We start from the raw sequence: 2,556 nt of genomic DNA, 5'->3' as shown, positions 1-2,556 counted from the left end.
CTCCTCCTACTCGATTTAGTGTCTGTCTCGTCCTGAAATGTGTTTTTACCTTCCCGCGCGCCTGCTTGGTCTATTTGAGGGCGTGGCCACACTTGTCGGCGTGGAACACTTTTAGATAATGCTGGTAGTAGTCATCAATGAGCTTGGCAGATTCACTTTCACCTAAAGATTTGAGTAACTCAATACCCACTTCACAAGTACACAAGTGGCCACTGTCTTGGTTGCGGCGCAAGGTGTATGAAGATTCGCTGGTAATATCGAGGTGAACTTGCGGAACGGCTTGTAACCACGAGCTCTTGTTAAGCATCTTCTTCGCTTCTTGCCATGTGCCATCCAAGATGATGAATAGCGGCTTACGGCTCTGGGCTTGGGTCATTACAGCTTGCTGGCACTCGACACTTTGATCACTTGGGAATAAAAGAAACGGTTGTCGTGTTTCATCGTCAAGCAGTGCGATGAGCTCCGCTGGTGGTGTTTTCCTTTGCCATACAATGGACTGACACTGATCAAGGGATTGCTGAAGCAGCTTCCCTGTATTGGTATCGCGTGACAGTTCATTCTCATGAGTGAGCAGTACAAGATCGATTTGGCTTGCGACACTAGGTATCAGGTGACAAATACATTGGTGAGTGAAGCTACAACCATGGCAAGCTTGTTGGTTACTCATGTTTACAACTTAACTCCACTTTGTGCGGGTGAGATACCATCAGCAAACAAAACCACGTCGCTGATATCAGCATCATCTGCAACTGGAGCGACACTTGGGTTTAGCGGGTAGCTGACACCAGAGTATGACAGTGTGTGTTTCGCCGGTGTTGCACCGCCGCCACTGACGTTGAAGATTAGATCCTGCCAGCCGTGGTTTTGCGATTTACCTAAGCGTATGTCGCCCTTAACCAGTGTCACCCGGCTATTGAAGCGCCAGTTATCTTGATGGTTTTCGAAAATCAGCAGGGTACAGCCACCAGAGCCACACCAATCGAGTTGGGCGAACAGCTCTTCTTTACCGTCGCCGTTGAGGTCGTAGGTTAACCAGCGGTATTTAGTGTCGTCAGGTGAGCTGTTGTTGATCTTAAAGTATTTGCGGATCGCTTGGTCGACTTTTGGATCAAGTTGATCACTGGAGTTCACCTGCTTTGCGGTTAGATCAACGTTAGCTTCGGTGTTTACTTGCGCTTGCGCACTCTTAGCTTCGAATAACACCAGACCGCCATTGGCAATTGGATAGACCACGTTGCCCACTTTCTCTTTTTCAGCGATTAGCTTGCCATTATCGAGTGTGAAGATGCGCTCGGAGATCAAATACTGTTGCTGGTGGCGAGTCATAACCACTTGTACCTGATTTTGGTTCAGTTGCTGCCAGAAGCCTTGTTCAACAATAGAAGGGTCTCCATTGCTGTATGAATAAGTCGTGATAGCACTGTGGTCATTGTTGAGTTCAAGGTTGATAGAGAACCCTGAGTTTTGCGTTGAGCTAGCGAAGTAGAGTCCGCTCCAGTCCAGCGTTGGATCTTGGTTAGAGACCGTCGCACAGCCATTGTAGTTACTGTCATTGAGGTTAAGCTTGGCATGCCATCCATAGATAGAATCGCTCATGCCGTCGCTACAGCTCTCTTTCGTAAGGTTGAGTTTGCCTTGTGCAGCTTTACCTTCTAATTGGTAGTCACGGCTGATCGATGTGGTGCGGCTTGATTCAATATCGAGGGTCTGTGGCTGTTCGCCCATCTTGGTGTATTTCAGCTGGTCTTTATCGAAGGTTGCTGACCAGAAGGGTTCATTACCAAATACTCGTGTTGAGCGCAGCGGTTGGACGCAGCGATCTGGGTTCTCTGCGGTTAGGATGTTCACTTGGTCAACCACGAAACGCGCTGTGAAATCTGCGTTATAACCCGTTTGGCTCGGCACGGTTAGGTGACCAATCAGCTCGCCATATAAGGCTTGGTAAGGTCTCGTTGAGAGCCCTTGTGCTTCTAACGCTAACTCTGGAGATAAGTCTAACCAGTATTGTTGTTGGCTACCGCAAGGAGTGAAGGTTCGGCTTTCATGGCCAACCACCACCTGACCACGCATGATGAAGGTTTGCGGTTGAATGCTCAGTGGCTCATCCAAGTTTGCTGGGGGCTGTTCAGGTTGTTGCGGCGTATCAGGTGCCGTAACACAGCCTTGTAGAGCGAACGCGACTAGCCATGTCACTGGGTTTTTCATTACCTTCATGTTATATCTTCCTCGGAGCAACCGTTAATTGGATTTATTATGGCATATTGGTTATTTAAAACAGAACCCGACACCTTCTCTATTCAGACTCTTAGAGTACAAAAAACCTCTTGTTGGGAGGGTGTACGCAACTATCAGGCTCGAAACATGATGCGTGATGACGTCAAGCTTGGCGATCTGGTGATGATATACCACTCATCATGTAAAAAAGTTGGCGTAGCGGGGATCGCTAAAGTAACCAGAGAAGCCTACCCAGACCACTTTCAGTTCGACCCTGAGAGTGATTACTACGATCCTAAGTCTTCACCCGATAACCCACGCTGGATCATGGTGGATGTCGAG

At 48.3% G+C, this 2,556-nt stretch carries 3 protein-coding genes; 1 reads left to right on the top strand and 2 read right to left on the bottom strand.

Annotated elements, in window-relative coordinates; genetic code table 11:
- Positions 1 to 70: 70 nt before the first annotated feature.
- Positions 71 to 667 (bottom strand): tRNA-uridine aminocarboxypropyltransferase, encoded by a 597-nt coding sequence (locus AB4507_RS21785; RefSeq protein WP_017061019.1) that lies wholly within the window; start codon positions 665 to 667, stop codon positions 71 to 73.
- Between the two features lie 2 nt (positions 668 to 669).
- The gene (locus tag AB4507_RS21780; RefSeq protein ID WP_372183352.1) at positions 670 to 2,214 is read right to left on the bottom strand and encodes a COG3650 family protein; all 1,545 of its coding nucleotides are present in this window, start codon (positions 2,212 to 2,214) and stop codon (positions 670 to 672) included.
- 39 nt (positions 2,215 to 2,253) lie between these two features.
- On the opposite strand from AB4507_RS21780, the gene AB4507_RS21775 reads away from it, so the two are divergent.
- Positions 2,254 to 2,556 (top strand): EVE domain-containing protein (locus AB4507_RS21775; protein WP_372183350.1); only part of this gene is annotated, 303 nt, incomplete at its 3' end.

The sequence above is a fragment of the Vibrio sp. 10N.222.54.A3 genome (assembly GCF_041474095.1).
In the GTDB taxonomy this organism is placed as follows: Bacteria; Pseudomonadota; Gammaproteobacteria; order Enterobacterales; family Vibrionaceae; genus Vibrio; species Vibrio crassostreae_C.
The sequence above is the reverse complement of the archived record's forward strand: the minus strand, read 5'-3'. Positions and strand labels throughout refer to the sequence as shown.

What these genes read in the sequence shown, in the direction of transcription:
- AB4507_RS21785 (WP_017061019.1), bottom strand. Translation starts at nt 667, where the DNA reads ATGAGTAACCAACAAGCTTGCCATGGTTGTAGCTTCACTCACCAATGT.
- AB4507_RS21780 (WP_372183352.1), bottom strand. Translation starts at nt 2,214, where the DNA reads ATGAAGGTAATGAAAAACCCAGTGACATGGCTAGTCGCGTTCGCTCTA.